The sequence below is a fragment of the Longitalea arenae genome (genome assembly GCF_016924755.1).
In the GTDB taxonomy this organism is placed as follows: domain Bacteria; phylum Bacteroidota; class Bacteroidia; order Chitinophagales; family Chitinophagaceae; genus Niastella; species Niastella arenae.
The window spans coordinates 207,693-222,826 of sequence record NZ_JAFFJX010000005.1 but is presented as its reverse complement, the minus strand read 5'-3'; the positions used below and the strand labels follow the sequence as shown (position 1 = coordinate 222,826).

Sequence of the window (15,134 nt, the reverse complement as noted above, 5' to 3'; positions counted from 1 at the left end):
ATCATACAGAAATGGTGGATGCAGAAAGCTCCCGTTGCTTTTTTTCCGCTGTTTCACCTGAAAATTGCGGCAGGTAAGCCCAATACCAGCTGACTGATTTCAGCAGACCGTTCTGCAGGGAGATCCTGGGTTTATAGCCCAACAGCGCCTTTTCATTAACTGCATCTACATCAGGCGAATGCGTTTCCTGTTCATCCAGCCCGGCACCACCAATCTCTATAAGACCTATTTGTTCATCAAATGCACTAAGCAATTCTCTCAAATATACAGCTAATTGAAACAATGACGTTTTTTCTTCGGCCGCTATATTATAAACCTGGTTAACGGCCTGGGGATCAGTGGTAAGCATGGCAAGGAGGTTGGCCTGCACTATATCATCTATATAATTGAAATCATGGCATCTGGCGCCCGCATTTTCCATGTCAGGCGATTCATGCCTGCTGAGCTGCATCACCAGATTGGGTATCATGGCTGCATATTCGCTTTTCAGGGACTGCCGTTGCCCATACACATTCCCATATCGCAAGCCAATGGTTTCCATTCCGTAGTGCCGGGCAAACACTTCCGCATACAATTCATTGATATACCTGCTGGCGTCGGGCGAAAACGCATTACCGGCTTTTGACGCCCGGTTGTTATCAGATACGGGTGGGCCTGATGCATATACAAGCCGTTTTACCCTTGCCTCATGAGCAACAACCAGCAGGTTCAAAAAATCTGATGTGTTAAAGCTATACGCAGTTCCGCCCGCAGCCAGATGAAATATGTAATCCATTCCCTGACAGGCTGTTTTACATGTATCCATGTCACGGATATCGCCCCGTCTGAATTCGAACCGGGGATGATTGGCAAAAGGCGCCACATTGCGGAAATGGCCTGTGGACAGGTTATCGAGTACGCGTACCTTGCGGGCGCCGGCACTCAATAAACATTCGGCAATATGCGATCCTATAAAGCCGGCACCTCCTGTTACAAGGAATGCAGCGCTGGATATCATTTCAAATTGTGCGGATGTGAATTGCATAACACACTTTTTTAGGTGGAGTTAATAAAGTAGGCTGTCTTAAAAAGCCGCTTTATGCGCTTTTGCGCTATAAATGGTAAGGAAAATGATCTTCATGTCGAGTGCGAATGACCAGTTCTCGATATACCAGAGGTCGTGCAGGGTACGTTGTCTTTTCTGTTCTTCAGTATCAGTAGGTCCCCGCCAGCCATTCACCTGCGCCCAGCCAGTTATACCGGGCTTTACATATTGCCGCAGCATGTAATGATATACGTTCTCCTGCAGCTGGCGATTAAGGTATCTTCTGTGCGGACGCGGTCCTACCACACTCATACTGCCCAACAAAACATTAATGAACTGGGGCAATTCATCAATACTGTATTTTCTAATGAACCGTCCCACGCGGGTTATGCGGGGATCGTTTACCTGCGTAGAGTGCACTCCGCATGCAGAATCATCGTTTTGCCGCATGCTTCTGAACTTGTACACTTTGAAAGGCCTGCCTCCTTTTCCTATGCGCACGGGGCAATAAAATACCGGCCCGGGCGATTCAAGCTTGATCAGGATACTAACCACCACGAACAGCGGCAGTAAAAAAATAAGCGCTATGATGGCAAATACCTTGTCGAAACAGTTCTTTACCAGCCGGGCATACCTTCCGTCACAAGGCATTTCACGGATGTTCACCGCATCCACCTGTCCAAACCGCGTGATCTTATAATGGCTGCCGAACAACTCATGGTAATCGAGTACGTATTTTACCCGGATGCCATGATAATCGGCAACTGATAAAACCTTTTGGATATTGTTCTTCTGATCGTCGGGCAAAGCAATTACAATTTCGTCAATGTCATTGCTCTGCAGGTACTGGTTAATATTATCGAGATCCCCCAACACCTTTTGACTCTCTATCATGCACACATCCTGGTTATCGCAACTTATAAATCCTTTCAACTGGTAGCCATGGTTATGACTTGTTAACACTTCGTCCTCCACTATTTTGGCTTTATTTCCGGTGCCTGCGACCAGCACAAATTTCTGGTTCCCTGCATCCCTGAACAATCTGTCAATGATAAGGAAACTGATGAGGAAGTCCAGCGCAAAAGTGCCGAATGTCATAGTGATCACCTGTTTCCAGAAAACCATCGGAACCGGTAAATATAAGAGCACTACGAACTGCAGTATTATAAGCGTAACGTAGGTCTTTACATGGCTCGAGATCCGTTTCTTCCATTTCGTGGACAGATCTGAATAACGGTGTTTTCTGAGGTATTCAAACAAGCACCAAATGATAATAAAAACCGATAAAACGATCCAATCTCTTTTAGAAAACCTGAAATCCCTGAAGCAATACAGTACTGCCAGAAATACAAAAATGAGTGGGAATAGATCAACTGCCAGGCTTGAAAGCTCACGTTTCTGTTTTTGACCAGACATAACCACGATCTCTTTAAAAGGTTAATAAATTCAATCTGTTTTACTTTTCCATAGTCAACTGAAAATAGCTTTTCGTCAGGTATGCCATGAAATAATTACCCATTAAGAGCCTTCCCGGGCCTCTGAGCCGGTTAAGCGAGGACCATTTCACTTTTGGATTTTTGAAACCCGCATCTTTTAATACCGCTATCCAGGTATCGGGTGCCTGGTGTTTATGCCATTCAATGGTAGGCACCATAAAATTTTTTACATGGATATCGTTGAAGAAGTTCTTACAGGAACAATCGGTGGCAATTAACACACCGCCTTTCTTCATGATCTGTGACAGGTTTTTAAAAATGGTCACATAGGTCCTGTAACTGGAATCGCTGTCACGCAGGTGAATACATGCTTCTTCATCGAGATGGTTAATTGAATTATTCAGCACTACCACATCATATTTTTCGGAACCTGCTTTCTGCAGGTAATCCTGTAATGTGACCGGGAGCAATTCTACCGGTAACGACTCCGGTAATTCGTTTCGCAGCTCCTGATACCCTGATATCATCCCGTTTCTTGAGCCATCCAGTTCCGGTTCAAGACATACTACTTTCCTGGCTCCTTTCACTGCCGCATACAACGACAGCAGTCCCTTGCCTCCTCCGATATCCAATACTTCTTTTTGCGACAGATCTACGTGATCGAAAAGACCATTGAGATGAAACTTAAGATTACCCTTACTCGAGTAAAGTTTTTTTTTGACCACAATGTCAAAGAAGTGGTCTGCAACCTTCGGTGTCATGCTAGATACTTTAGAAAATGATCGAGAAAATGCCCCTACCAGCAGATCCCTTCATAGTTGGGCAACTCTTCGAGGCCATGAATTCTGGCCAGGTCTATTATGGCTGTTTTCTCTTTCAGCAAATGCCGGTAGTGTTTGGCATCGAAATTCTTATGACTTATAATTACGACCTCGTTGTCAGCGATCGCTGTTTCGAGGTTATTACTGATATGCTCAGATAAATGGGGCAGCCTTTCATTGATATACGCTTTATTGGCGCCCACCAGTTTTGACAGAATAACGTTCTCATCATAAATCGTCAACCGGTATCCCTTGCCGATCAATGTTTCGGCCAGTTCAACATATGGGCTGTAACGCAGGTCATCGGTTCCTTCCTTAAAGCTCAGTCCAACAAGGCAAATGTTCCGCTTTCCTGTATTATGCACCAACTCAAACGCTTTCTTCTGATGCTGCTCATTCGAAGAATGGATCATTGCCAGCACCGGTGTATCCAGGTAATTGTCGTGTCCCAGGGTTACCAGGCCTTTCAGATCCTTGGGAAGACAGGAGCCGCCGTAAGCGAAACCTGGTTTCAAATAGGCCGGAGAAATATTCAGGCGGGTATCCTTGCAAAACAAATCCATCACCTTAAACGGATCGATCTGTAAGGCTTTGCAGATATTGCCTACCTCATTCGAAAAAGCAATTTTGAGCGCATGAAAGGAATTATTTATATACTTGATGATTTCGGCCACTTTCACATCGGTTATTTCAATGGGCGCATCCAGGCAACGGTACAAAGAAGCTACTTTTTCCAGAGCGCCGGTATGATCACCTCCTATTACGGTTATTGCCGGATGGTAATAGTCATGTACAGCGGATCCTTCGCGTAAGAACTCAGGATTTGATACCACTGAAAACCCGGTTCCCCTTTTTTTGCCTGAAAATTCTTCAATGATCTCGCCATATTTTTTATTGGTGCCGGGCATTACCGTACTGCGGATCACCACTGTATGAAAGCTATCCTTCTCCCGCAGGGCCTTTCCTATCTGTTCTGCCGTTTTGTAGATGTACGAAAGATTTAAATGGCCATTCGCAGTGGGAGGAGTACCTACACAGATAATACTCAGATCTGTATTATGAACTGCCTCTTCAGCGCAGGTAGTGGCTGAAATGCTGCCCTTTTCATAACCTTCCCGAATAATGCTGTCAATGTCTTTTTCCTGAATGGTGGGTAAACCTCTGTTAATAAGATCAACCTTGAATTCACTTACATCAACCCCTATGATCTCATGCCCGTTCTTTGCCAGGCAGCCGACGCTGACGCATCCAACATATCCGAGGCCAAAAATTGAAATTTTCATTGTTTCTAGGTTTTATAACGGTTAATCTGCTTTTTCATGAATGCAGTCATGTCATCCCATTGTTCAAGCAGTTGTTTCCTGACGCTGTTTTGTTTTTCCCGGTCAAATTCTTTTCCAATGATCATGTTTATAAAAGGAACTGCGCTGTCACCGGGCAGGTGTTGCAGTATGCCCAATTGCATCAGCAATTCATTTGCTTTCATCTTTCTGATTCCGCAGTACACACTTGGCAGGCCCAGCATGGCGCCCTCCCTGGCCATACTGTCGCCCGATGAAATGACCAGTTTGGAATAATAAATGAGGGAATGAATATCTTTTACCGGTTCCTGCAAAATGGTCCAGTGGGCAGGATACCTGTTTGCATAACTTTTATCTTCAAGCGATAACAAAACTTTGGCCGAGGGATCTATCTGCCCCGCAAAACCACTGATGATGCCATCCTGCTGGTTATAGTAGTTAAATGATTTATTACTTACCTCTCGAACGAAAATATATTCGTGCGGCACAAGCCCGTATGGCTGAAGCGCTTTCTCATCGGGCCGCAGGCGGCTGGGACTTAAATAACTCCACTCTTTCAGGCAATTAAAAACGGATACTTTTTTACTCTTCTCCACAATCGGCGGAAAAAACAATTGCGTGCTCAGCCTCGCATTGATCGAATTCACCTGCTTTCTTTCGGGATCATCATAAAACTGGATCAACGGAATACCCGCCAGTTTACAGGCCATCGCTAATGGAATACTGCTGGCCGCTACACAAATATTGTATTTCTCTTTTCTGATAAGTTTCAGAAAAGCAAGAGTCCGTTTAATATTGCCATCCCAGAGTATTGACCATTTGGTTCCCTTACTGCTTCCCACCGGAATGGTATTGAAGCCAGGGTATTCCAGCTTAATAATATTAGGCAGTTTGCCGCGCTGGAGGTAACAAATGGTTACTTCCCAGTTTTCATCGCGTAACTCACTGGTAAGCCCTTTGAAAAGATTCAGCTGGGCGGGATGTTTGATATCAAATAGGATCTTCATGCTGGACTAGGGCCTCCTTTAGGCATACTTTCCTGAATAATTTCTTTGTTGTTTTTCTTCGGTTTTAAGTAAGGAAAGCGCGACAACTTCATCATTAATGGTTGCCAGATGCCTATCATGCGGCAGATATTCTCTGCGGTAGAAGCGCCTTCCAGAAAACCGAAGCGCGGCAGGGTGAAACTGTTCCGAAGCGACTCGGGTGTCAGGTATTTGGGATCGGAAGAAAAAGCCAGCCGGTACTTCAGGTTCTTTAATATTTGTGCTTCCCTTGTGCTGTAATCGCCGTTGGGGTAAGCAAAATAATCTACTTCCTTTCCTATCCACGACTCCAGCTTTTGCCGGGAAATCTTCAATTCTTCATAGATCTGTTTCTGATTGCAGTTGATCAGGATCGGATGGGTATGCGTATGGGCGCCGATGGTTATATAAGGATATGCAGAAATGGTTTTAACCTCGTCAACCGTCATAGCATCCCTGCCGGGATTGACCTTCTTTTTAATTTCCTGTAAAATACCAACCCTTGTTTGCTCGGGCATTTTTTTCAATTCGTACTTGGTATATGGAATTAAACCTTTTTGTTTAGCCTGGTGCACATAGGACCACCAGTAAGCGCCTTCTTCAACCGGCGATGTAGACACAAAAATGGTTACAGGTACTTCATGCCTGATGGCAACTTCCACTACATTGGGCACGTTCGACCGCCAGCCATCGTCTACCGTAAGCAGTACCGATCCTTTTGGAAAGGGGATCTCCCCATTCTTTACTCTTTCAACATCATCGAGACTAATAAACCGGAAGCCATTTTTTTTGAGCCACTGAATGCACCATTCAAATTCAGCTTTCGAAGGTTTGTGAAAATACAGGGACAAAATACATTTTGAGTTTAGCGCTTTCCTGGTTGCATACCTCACAACGCCTGTAAGGATAAATGAATGCGCTACGACCTGGCACACCAAGTTTCTCAAACTTTTTCTCATACGATCGCGTCATTTTGGGGGTTTATTGACTATTGTTTCCAATCAACTCAGTTTGAACGGGGGCGTGATAATTTGTTTCGGGAAATGGATATGACTTAGTTTTGGTTAAACATTTTCTATATACAGCATGAATTCGCTTAGCCACTGTTTCCATATCGAGGCTGAGATTCACAATGCGTTGGCGCCCTTTGGTTCTGCCCCTGGTCTGTGAAAAGCGGATGGCCTCTTTCAATTTTTCTGCAAAATCGGCCGGATCAAAAGAAGCCAGATAACATCCTTTTGTTTTTCCAAACACCCAGCTTACATCGCCAACATCGGTTGATACGATCGGGCAATTACACGCCATGGCTTCTTTAATTACATTGGGAGATCCTTCCATATACGAAGGGAAAACCAGCACATCTGCCTCATTTAAGTACTTCGGCACATCATTATGCGCTACGGGAAAAGGACATACCAGCTCCACATTCTGCCATTCCAAATGCTGCATGGCAGCCTCTACCAGCGGAAAATTCTTTCCGGGTTTGTTCTTATTGCCCAGGAACAAAACTTTCGTTTTCCGATCTGTTGCAGGTTTGTCACTATGGCCATTCATCACAGGCGGACAGAACTTTTGCATATTCACCCCATTGGGTATAATGTATGACTTACGTTTCAGGTAAACCGATTGCTCAATATTGGCAGATTTGGAGATGATCGCTTTTACAAATGGCTGGATCAACCAGGTCATTAAAGACGATACCCGGCTGCTTAGCACTACCTTTTTCTCTCCTTTGTATTCGCCGTTGGCATCGCTGCCCATTAAGGATAACACCACGGGAATCTTCCATCCTGCACCGATCAGGGCGGTCCACCCTGAATAGGTGAAATGCGCATGGATCAGGTCATAATGTTTTTTCTTCAGCATTTTGCGAAGAAGAAAGCCGGATTTTATGTATCCCTTTAAACCTTTTCCATGAACCGGATAATAATCCACTTCAATGCCCTCGAGCTTCAGGGATTCGCCCTGCTCTTTAATAAAAGGTATGATATCAAACTCTTTGCTGTTGCCGCTGCTCACGAATAGCACTTTCATAAATTATAATATTTTCATTGGCCAGAATATCCTGATAGGTTTGTTCGAAGGCTTTTCCCATTTTATCAAGGGAGAATGACTCGTCAATGATCTTCCTGCTCACTTTCCCAAAGGCTGAACATTTTTCAGGGTTATCAATTAGCTCAGTGATCAATCCGGCAATTTCCTCTTCGGTTTGCCGGGTTACCAGGTAACCGTTTACATTGTTATGTACTATTTCTTTTGTGCCGCCGGCATCATTTGCAACCACCGGTTTGCCAAGGCCCATATATTCAACAATCGAATTGGAGATCCCTTCGCCGTGCACTGCCCTATTGGAAAAAAGAACGCCGATAGTGCAAGTGTTTACCAGCGCTTCCACATCCCTCACGCGTCCGGTAAGCAGAATATTCGGGTTCTGGCGCGCCAGCTTATAGTACGGTTCCCTTACCGAATCATCATCGCAATTATCACCCGCAGCAATAAACGTAATGTCTTTTCGCACCCGGGTAATCAGTTCCGCTACCCTGAAGAATAAAGGGTAATCCTTATTGTTTGAAAATGTAGCCACCATTATTACGGTAAATGGTGTTGCAATCCCGTACTTTGCACGCACCTCCGCCGGATCGGGCAGATTTTCGAAACGGTTCGGGTTGATACCGTTATAGATCACTTTCGCCTTGGCCGGCGGAGGTTTGAAAGCCTCTATACCAGCCCGTGAATTGGAAAGGATCACCGTTGAAAAACTGAAATTGATGAGGTCGATCATCTTTTTGAACGACCACTTTCCTGCTCCGGGCGGCGCTGAGGTGATCTGTCCGTTCACCAGCGGGATCTTTCTGCCAATAACCGCAGGCAGCGCATAGAACGACTGCATGCGTCCCCAGGTATGAATAAGATGTGGTCTGAACTGCTGACATATTTTATAGAACTTAAAGACCACCGTAGGGTCGTTCTTTTTCCATCTCTTCGTAATGACCTCGTACTGAATATTCAGTTTATAAAAAGCGGAATAATCTATTTCCGTACCGGTCACTACTACCTTCAACTCATAGTTACTTTTTTGATTCAGGTAAGTAAGCAGTTCAATTAATCGGCGTTCCTTGCCCCCCCCTTTTAAACTGCCGATAAAAAAGACAATACGGGTTTTTTGATTATGAAGCATCATACTATTGAATTATGCATGTGTAGCCTGATCGGTCAGTTTTATCAGGCGGTTATTACTTCGATAGGGTATTCGATCCATTTCTGACAAATACCTGAGCAGGTTCCTGGCCATCAATTTGTAGCCATGGTTGTGCGCCACATAGGATCTTGCATTATCCGACATCAGCTGGTACAGTTCAGGAGTTATGGAAGCATATTGTTTGCACAGATCGAACACATCATTGTAAATGATGCCAAGATTATACCTCGAAATAATGGAATCCGGATTTACATTCACGCCTGATAAGATCGGCGTTCCCACAGACAGTGCTTCCAGAAACGTATTACTGAAGCCTTCATAGCGCGATGTGTTCAATAAAAACCTGGCATTCGCAATAAAGGGCATAACCTGGTCACGTTGCAGGTATCCGCAAAAGGACACGTTCGGTAAATGTTTTAATTTTTCCAGGTAATAACTGGTCTCCGTATCCGTTTTTGCGCTTTCTTTCCCCGCTATGACAAACCGCTCGTTTCTCAAAATGCTGGCTATCTCAAATAACATTTTCAGGTTCTTCGGGTAGCGGTAAATACCTACCCAGGCTATATAGCGCCGTGAACTCTGGTCAACAGGCTCCTGGCTTTTTACATAAAAAGGGTTGGAGATCTTTATAGCCGATTTATCGGGAAATTTTTTTCCGACCATCATCAACTGATAATTGTTCTGACATAAGATATGGTGAGAAAGCCGGAAGCCCTGGTTTAACAGGAACTGATGGATGGCGGAATTATCTTTTCGAAAACGTTTATCCAACTGGATGTCGCTGGAGATGCGGTGGATCAGTTTAATTTTCAACATCCGGCAAATGATGCCCAGGAAGAAAGAGGTCCATGCAGGAATACCAACATACAGATAATCGGGCTTCGCTGCTTTTATACCCTTATAGGTATGTGGCAGGCGGTAATAAAGCCAGCGCAGCCAGCGCAGTCCTTTGTTGGGTTCATACATAGGAACCAGTTTGATCTTGCTGCACTCTTCCTTAAGTGATTTGTTCCCGGGCGAATTGGTCATTACATATACCTCCTGCCCTTCCTCCAGCAGCCCCATCATCCATGCAAACGATTGAACGGCTGAACCACCACAAGGCTTTTCTTCCTGCATCATAAGATTGATGAGCTTGTCGTCGTAAAATAAAAATCTGGCCATCGTTGTAAGTAGTTTGTTAGATAAGAATCAATTACACTTCTGTCTCTTCCGCAGGCGGCTCATCTTTCGCTAAAGGGATCATCAGTACGAGAAATAACAACAATGTTGAAGCTATCTCGGTGTAGCGGCCGGTAACCGTATAAACCAGGAAGGACCCTGAACAAAAAAGAATTATTAATTTATCAATGTATTGCTTTGAAGCTTTGATCGCCTGGGCGAATGCGGTGCCAATCATCAGCAGGTACAGCAGCACACCGATCAATCCGCTTGAATGGAGTAAATTAGGAATATCGCCATGCAGGCTTCTGTCGCCCAGAAAACCATTACCATAATTGCCGGCGCTGTTGAACAGACCAAACCCAAACCAGGGGCTATATGCATTGTACACGAACATATCGTTGTACAGTAAGTCATATTCTATGAATCGTTTTTCTTCGGCCAGTGCCCGGTCATCGAGTTTACGCAGCTCAACGCGTTCGTTGAACTCCTGCATAAAATCTGTATTGGTATAAATGATGTAACCGGTTAAAACGATCAAACTCATCATTACAAATACCATCTTGGCCTTCTTTTGGGTCATTAATGTTAACATACCCACAACGATGCCGAAAGCGCTCAGGGCCATAACTGTCCGCCGTAACGTGAGCATAATAAAAAACATGGAAACGACGGTGAGAATAACATACATGTGCCTGCGTTCGGTGACCCCTTTTAAAAAAACTACAAATAATGCCGTAGACAAGGTATTGAACGCAGCCGCCCAAAGATTGCCATACATGATGCCTTTTGTGATACCATACATGCCCATGGGCGAGAACTTATATACTGTTGATACGAGGGCATTGGCTATAAACAGTATCAGGATCAGGAAACAGGCATTACACAATTCTTTAAAGATCTCTTCCCTGCTATATTTTGCATAAATGGAGGGAATTACCGCAATCAGCAAAAACAACCAGATAACAGAGAAGAAGAAGGGCCTTATCAGGGTCAGGTTCTCTGCCTGGGTCAATAAAGCAAAAAAATATACGATCAACAGGAAGGAAAAGATATTATTCCGGAATAAAGAAGCATTTTTTACAACAAGTAACAGTACAATAAAACTTATAAGGCCGTAATACAAAAAAGCCGGACTAAGCGTACCAACGATCTTTTCTACAAAGAACAAGGCAGGCAGATAAAAAATACTTAACTCGCCTTTTTTAAGTATCACATAAATGCCAAGTCCATAAAAGCATACAAACTGAAGAAATAAAAAAAACGGTGTCATTAAGGCTTCCCCTTTTTGTGGTTAAATGATACAGGGACTAGCTCATCGCGATTGAAAAACGCTCCCTGGTCAATTGGGTAAACTTCGAATAAAAGGTATCGACGCTCAAATTTTCCCGGGCGTATTGCAGTGACTGCGCCCGCATCTGACTTAATTTCTGATAATCGGAAATAAGTTTTTCCAACGAGGCAGCGAGGTCATCGAGGTTATCCGACTTTACAACAAATCCGTTCTGCCCATTGGTTATATTGAATTTAGCGCCGCAGGTATCCGTGCAAATCACCGGCAGGCCATAGCCCATTGCTTCATTCACCGATACGCCATATTGTTCATTAATGGCCGGCAGTACAAAAATGTCATGGGCGGCATAGAGGTCGGCCATTTTATGATAAGGCACATTCTGTTTAAAGTCGATCAAACCAGTCATTTTCAGGCTGTCTACCTCCTGCTTAATTGTATTCAGGTTAAGTTGCTGCGCGGCTGTTGCACATTCGCCAACGATCGTTGCGGTAAACCGGTACTGGTTCTTCAATTTGCTGAGTGCCCGTATAAACAAAAGGTGTTTTTTTCGTTCCTGGTGATATTTACCCACCATTAATATTTTTGGCCCTTCGTTTGCTATGTGGTTATTGAATTTTTCCTCAGCAGTTACCGCCACAGGCAGTGGCACATAATACATATACTTCAGCGCATTGTTATTCCCGGAGTTGTTGCTTTTTATCGGGGTCATCCAGGCTGCCTTAAAGAAGCGAATGGTCAATTTTTGTTTTAACCGCAAGCGCCATGATCTGGAGCGGTATAAATTCTCCTGGGTATAAAACACGATCCTGGCTTTTGTCATCTTCGCATACAGGGCGGCCATCAGGGAAAACAATTTATAGGGATCACGGATCACTACCATTTCAGGATTCAATTGTTTAAAAACCTGCCAGTACCTCCATGGATTGGGGAAATAATTTTTTCTGGTAGATGCGCCTTTTCCAAAGATCTTTTCGGTGAGTACCGACAGCTTGCTTTGTTTAAATGTGACTGGTGTTATGAGACTATGGTCTTCGGTTGGTCCTATGTTGGCTACATGAAATGTAACTTCATGCTTTTCTTCCAGGAGCTTCTTTATCAACTGCACCTGGTTGGTATGAAAACGAGGGGCCACAAACAACATCTTCATTTGTATAAGGTTTTAATTTTTGCTGAAGCCAGTATCCGATTTGAAGAATTTTATGGAAGCGATTATATGCCGGAATTCCAGCCGGTCTCCGCGGCTCAGTCCGATCATGTAAAACAGCACCAGAGAACTTACAAAGGCAACAGGCGCCAATACGATCATTTGATAAATGCCCATTGTGCCGGCAGCAGTCGCGAGCCAAATGGCCGCCCCAAGCATTAAAAGGGCAGTTATCAATGGCCGGTAGCTCACCGCCATAGCCGGCTGCGCCTCGGTTTTCATGAGGTCAGAAAGTATTTTCCGTTGCCCGAGAAACAGGAACAACCTGCTTATCATCATGCTGATGCAAAGACCGGCAATACCCATCTTATTCGCCAGTACAATTCCGAAGGCGGCGAACAAAGCGCCTGCGATAAGGGTAAGAAATACCTTCTTTTTGATATCAAGGGTAGCGCTGATGATACAGGCATCGTTTCGTACGAAGGTGTCCTGGATGGTCATGAGCATGATCAGCGCATTGGCCGTATGACCGGCAAAATGGTCATTTCCTACCCAGGCACTCAGAAACGACTGATTGAAAATAATAATGGTCGTTCCAAAGGCCGTTGTCAGCAGCAGGGAGATGCGGTTTATATTTTTTCTTACGCTTTTTACTTTATCATATTCCTTCAGGCCAAGCAGCTTTCCTATGCCGGGCATAATGCCCAGGATCAGCCGGTTGATCAGCCCCTGTAATGCGGCAGGGATAAATTTCGTGAGGGAGTAATAGGCTACGGTAACCGGACCAGCCACAATACCCAGTAAAAGTTTATCGCTATTGGTATTTACCATATTGGCGCCTGAGTCGGCCAGGTACCAGGCGCTTAATTTACCAAACCGGAATACATTCGAACGGGTAGGCATTCTGAAGCCGAACCAGTCTACATTTCTTTTCACCACTATATAAAACGAAAGACCGATCAGTAAACTTTCTACCAGGTGTACGCCAGCGAGACCTATCAGGCCCCAGCCTCCGATCAATGCGAGTACTTTTAATCCGCCACCCAGGAGCACGATGCCTGCCCGGAAACCCATGCGTTTGAAAGTAAGGTTCATTCCGCGGAGTACTGCTTCGAACAATTCAAAGAACTTAAAAACGAGGATTGAAAAGATGAGCAGTGAGCAGGTAATACGCACCAGCGTATAATGCGCTTTATCGGCATGGGTTATATAGGGGGCGTACCAGGCGATAATACTGCCAGCGATCAAAATCACCGGCATTACAAATAACATAACGACAAAAGCGGCACCAGCATCACTTCTGAGTTCCTCTACCGTAGCCACGTCCTTCTTTTGTGCAACCGTCCATTTGAGCACCTGCGACGACCTTGTATCGGCAATGTTTACGTAACCGGTAAACTGACCTAACATTTGCCAGATGCCAAATAAAGAAGTTCCCAACCCGGTAATGATAAATGGGTTAACAAGCAAACCGGAGAGCCGGTTTGCTGTATAATCTATCACACTGGATAATGTATTCAGATAGGCACGTTGCTTCAGGTTCTCCCTGCGCTTTCCTCCATTAATTCCAAGATCTTCAGAGGGTTTACTTATTATCGGTTTTTCAATCATTGCAGCGTTATTAATAAATGGTGTTAACCTGGTTCATTTCCAACTGCTCAAATGCATAGTATTCCCTGAACCATTGAATGAATTTGCTTAATCCGGTCTGTATCGGCGTGTTAGGCCTGTAGTAAAAATTGTTTACCAGTTCGTTTATATCTGCCCAGGTGGTTAACACATCGCTTCGCTCCTGCTCTTTCATTTCAATAATTGCTTTTTTACCGCAGTTCTTTTCTATCTCCGCAATAAAATCAATTAGCTCCACGGGACTGTCGTTGCCGATATTATAAACGCGGTAGGGCGCCGGTGAGCAGGAAGGATCAGGGCTGAGCCCACTCCATGAGGAAGCCGGCGTAGCCGGCTGATCCAATACATGTACAATACCATCCACCACGTCGTCGATATATGTAAAATCCCTTTTCATTTTGCCCTCATTGAACACCACGATGGGCTGTTCTTTCATAATGGCATCTGCAAAAAGATAATAGGCCATATCGGGGCGGCCCCAGGGACCGTACACGGTGAAAAAGCGCATACCTGTGGTGGGCATATTGAAGAGGTAGCTGTATGCATGGGCCATCAGCTCATTCGACTTCTTGGTAGCGGCATATATTGAAACCGGGTGATTGGTGCAATGTTTAACAGAAAAAGGCATCTGTTCATTTAAACCATATACACTTGAAGAGCTTGCATATACCAGGTGGCGGATGTTATTGTGCCTGCAGGCCTCTAAAATATTGAGGAAGCCGGCGACATTCGACTGAATATATACATCCGGGTTATTGATGGAATTTCGTACCCCTGCCTGTGCAGCCAGGTGCGCCACCATATCGAATTTTTCTTTTTTGAAAAGCCGCTGGATGTTCTTTTTGTCTTCCAGGTTCATTTTAACAAACCGGTAATTAAGGTATTTATGGCTTTGTACTGCTACATTCCATTCAATACCGGTTCTATCGATACCATTCTGAGCCAAACGGGCATACTTTAAATTCACGTCGTAATAATCATTGATATTATCAAGACCTACCACTTCGTCGCCCCGTTCCAGGAGTTTTTTGGTAAGAAAGTAACCAATAAAACCCGCGCTTCCTGTAACCAATATTTTCATACCTGTTTTTTTGGAAATA

The 15,134-nt window shown here is 44.4% G+C and carries 13 protein-coding genes; all 13 read right to left on the bottom strand.

Features of this window, described 5'->3' with window-relative positions; translation table 11 throughout:
• Nucleotide 1: 1 nt before the first annotated feature.
• From JT717_RS13630 to JT717_RS13570, 13 genes are read right to left on the bottom strand one after another with little or no spacing between them, the layout of a single operon-like run.
• Nucleotides 2–1,024: an NAD-dependent epimerase/dehydratase family protein gene (locus tag JT717_RS13630; protein WP_205511032.1), complete on the bottom strand. Its 1,023-nt coding sequence runs from the start codon at nucleotides 1,022–1,024 to the stop codon at nucleotides 2–4.
• 39 nt (nucleotides 1,025–1,063) lie between these two features.
• The gene (locus JT717_RS13625) at nucleotides 1,064–2,440 is read right to left on the bottom strand and encodes an undecaprenyl-phosphate glucose phosphotransferase (RefSeq protein WP_205511031.1); all 1,377 of its coding nucleotides are present in this window, start codon (nucleotides 2,438–2,440) and stop codon (nucleotides 1,064–1,066) included.
• A gap of 40 nt (nucleotides 2,441–2,480) precedes the next feature.
• Entirely contained in the window at nucleotides 2,481–3,221 is a 741-nt protein-coding gene (locus JT717_RS13620) for a class I SAM-dependent methyltransferase (RefSeq protein ID WP_205511030.1), read from the bottom strand.
• A 35-nt stretch (nucleotides 3,222–3,256) separates the two neighbouring features.
• Nucleotides 3,257–4,564 carry a nucleotide sugar dehydrogenase gene (locus JT717_RS13615; protein ID WP_205511029.1) on the bottom strand — a complete coding sequence of 436 codons (1,308 nt, stop codon included), beginning with the start codon at nucleotides 4,562–4,564 and terminating at the stop codon, nucleotides 3,257–3,259.
• Nucleotides 4,565–4,569: 5 nt separating this feature from the next.
• Complete coding sequence (locus tag JT717_RS13610) at nucleotides 4,570–5,589, bottom strand: DUF354 domain-containing protein (protein WP_205511028.1); 1,020 nt, start codon at nucleotides 5,587–5,589, stop codon at nucleotides 4,570–4,572.
• Nucleotides 5,586–6,566, bottom strand: a complete 981-nt coding sequence (locus JT717_RS13605; protein WP_205511027.1) for a polysaccharide deacetylase family protein — start codon at nucleotides 6,564–6,566, stop codon at nucleotides 5,586–5,588. The genes JT717_RS13610 and JT717_RS13605 overlap by 4 nt, the downstream gene beginning before the upstream one ends.
• Before the next feature lie 22 nt (nucleotides 6,567–6,588).
• Nucleotides 6,589–7,641, bottom strand: a complete 1,053-nt coding sequence (locus JT717_RS13600) for a glycosyltransferase (RefSeq protein ID WP_205511026.1) — start codon at nucleotides 7,639–7,641, stop codon at nucleotides 6,589–6,591.
• Nucleotides 7,598–8,788: a glycosyltransferase family 4 protein gene (locus tag JT717_RS13595; protein WP_240348072.1), complete on the bottom strand. Its 1,191-nt coding sequence runs from the start codon at nucleotides 8,786–8,788 to the stop codon at nucleotides 7,598–7,600. The genes JT717_RS13600 and JT717_RS13595 overlap by 44 nt, the downstream gene beginning before the upstream one ends.
• Before the next feature lie 9 nt (nucleotides 8,789–8,797).
• Entirely contained in the window at nucleotides 8,798–9,970 is a 1,173-nt protein-coding gene (locus JT717_RS13590; protein ID WP_205511025.1) for a glycosyltransferase family 4 protein, read from the bottom strand.
• 31 nt (nucleotides 9,971–10,001) lie between these two features.
• Nucleotides 10,002–11,240 carry an O-antigen ligase family protein gene (locus tag JT717_RS13585; protein ID WP_205511024.1) on the bottom strand — a complete coding sequence of 413 codons (1,239 nt, stop codon included), beginning with the start codon at nucleotides 11,238–11,240 and terminating at the stop codon, nucleotides 10,002–10,004.
• Between the two features lie 37 nt (nucleotides 11,241–11,277).
• Nucleotides 11,278–12,408 (bottom strand): glycosyltransferase family 4 protein, encoded by a 1,131-nt coding sequence (locus tag JT717_RS13580; RefSeq protein WP_205511023.1) that lies wholly within the window; start codon nucleotides 12,406–12,408, stop codon nucleotides 11,278–11,280.
• Nucleotides 12,409–12,420: 12 nt separating this feature from the next.
• Entirely contained in the window at nucleotides 12,421–14,016 is a 1,596-nt protein-coding gene (locus JT717_RS13575) for a lipopolysaccharide biosynthesis protein (protein ID WP_205511022.1), read from the bottom strand.
• 10 nt (nucleotides 14,017–14,026) lie between these two features.
• Entirely contained in the window at nucleotides 14,027–15,115 is a 1,089-nt protein-coding gene (locus JT717_RS13570; RefSeq protein WP_205511021.1) for an NAD-dependent epimerase, read from the bottom strand.
• Nucleotides 15,116–15,134: the final 19 nt, after the last annotated feature.

What these genes read in the sequence shown, in the direction of transcription:
- JT717_RS13630 (WP_205511032.1), bottom strand. Translation starts at nt 1,024, where the DNA reads ATGCAATTCACATCCGCACAATTTGAAATGATATCCAGCGCTGCATTC.
- JT717_RS13625 (WP_205511031.1), bottom strand. Translation starts at nt 2,440, where the DNA reads ATGTCTGGTCAAAAACAGAAACGTGAGCTTTCAAGCCTGGCAGTTGAT.
- JT717_RS13620 (WP_205511030.1), bottom strand. Translation starts at nt 3,221, where the DNA reads ATGACACCGAAGGTTGCAGACCACTTCTTTGACATTGTGGTCAAAAAA.
- JT717_RS13615 (WP_205511029.1), bottom strand. Translation starts at nt 4,564, where the DNA reads ATGAAAATTTCAATTTTTGGCCTCGGATATGTTGGATGCGTCAGCGTC.
- JT717_RS13610 (WP_205511028.1), bottom strand. Translation starts at nt 5,589, where the DNA reads ATGAAGATCCTATTTGATATCAAACATCCCGCCCAGCTGAATCTTTTC.
- JT717_RS13605 (WP_205511027.1), bottom strand. Translation starts at nt 6,566, where the DNA reads ATGAGAAAAAGTTTGAGAAACTTGGTGTGCCAGGTCGTAGCGCATTCA.
- JT717_RS13600 (WP_205511026.1), bottom strand. Translation starts at nt 7,641, where the DNA reads ATGAAAGTGCTATTCGTGAGCAGCGGCAACAGCAAAGAGTTTGATATC.
- JT717_RS13595 (WP_240348072.1), bottom strand. Translation starts at nt 8,788, where the DNA reads ATGATGCTTCATAATCAAAAAACCCGTATTGTCTTTTTTATCGGCAGT.
- JT717_RS13590 (WP_205511025.1), bottom strand. Translation starts at nt 9,970, where the DNA reads ATGGCCAGATTTTTATTTTACGACGACAAGCTCATCAATCTTATGATG.
- JT717_RS13585 (WP_205511024.1), bottom strand. Translation starts at nt 11,240, where the DNA reads ATGACACCGTTTTTTTTATTTCTTCAGTTTGTATGCTTTTATGGACTT.
- JT717_RS13580 (WP_205511023.1), bottom strand. Translation starts at nt 12,408, where the DNA reads ATGAAGATGTTGTTTGTGGCCCCTCGTTTTCATACCAACCAGGTGCAG.
- JT717_RS13575 (WP_205511022.1), bottom strand. Translation starts at nt 14,016, where the DNA reads ATGATTGAAAAACCGATAATAAGTAAACCCTCTGAAGATCTTGGAATT.
- JT717_RS13570 (WP_205511021.1), bottom strand. Translation starts at nt 15,115, where the DNA reads ATGAAAATATTGGTTACAGGAAGCGCGGGTTTTATTGGTTACTTTCTT.